This window comes from Bradyrhizobium sp. 132 (genome assembly GCF_023074185.1).
Classification (GTDB): Bacteria; Pseudomonadota; Alphaproteobacteria; order Rhizobiales; family Xanthobacteraceae; genus Bradyrhizobium.
Map to the genome: position 1 here is coordinate 1 of NZ_JADPKY010000161.1, position 702 is coordinate 702.

The following is a 702-nucleotide window of genomic DNA, read 5'->3' on the forward strand; positions in this document are numbered from 1 at the left end:
CCGGCTTCACATCCTTGAGGGTCACCTTGATCCGGACCGCGGTCGTGTTCAGGCTCATGCCGCCAGCCTCGGATTGTGTGTATGCATCGTATAGGTCGACGCCCAGGGAAGCAGTTCGTCCAGTCGCGCCGCAGGCCAACCATTGATGAGCTTGGAGAGAACGTCAGCGAGCCAGTGCTCTGCACTGACGCCATTGAGCTTACAGGTCTCAATGAGCGAAGCCAGCAATGCCCAATTCTCGGCACCTTCGTCGCAACCGGCAAAAAGGGAGTTCTTGGCATTGAGCTTGATCGGCCGCATCGCTCGCTCGACCGCATTGGTGTCCATCTCGATGCGCCCGTCATCAAGGTAGAACGTCAGGCCGTCCCAATGACGCAGCGCGTAACGCAGGGCCTTCGCCGTGTCGCCCTTCTGCGCTAGGTGAGCAAGCTTGGCCTCAAACCACTGCTTCAAGGCTGCAGCCAGAGGTCGGGCATGCGCTTGTCGGCCAGCACGACGCTCGGCATCCGACCGGCCGCGGAGTACTTTCTCAACCGCGTAAAGCTGGGCGATGCGCTCGAGGGCCTCGCGGGCAACCGGAGCTGGCGCCGGCGCAGCCTCCCGCTCGATCTTCACAAACTGGCGCCGCAGATGCGACCAGCAGAAGGCGAGCGTCCCGGACAGGGCGTCCGCACGCGTCTCTCGGGTCATGGTCTTGTAAGC

The 702-nt window shown here is 62.5% G+C and carries 1 protein-coding gene; it reads right to left on the bottom strand.

The features are described from left to right. Positions 1–54 precede the first annotated feature (54 nt). Positions 55–702: IS66 family transposase (locus tag IVA74_RS36050; RefSeq protein WP_247352260.1), on the bottom strand; the 648-nt coding region annotated here is incomplete at its 5' end.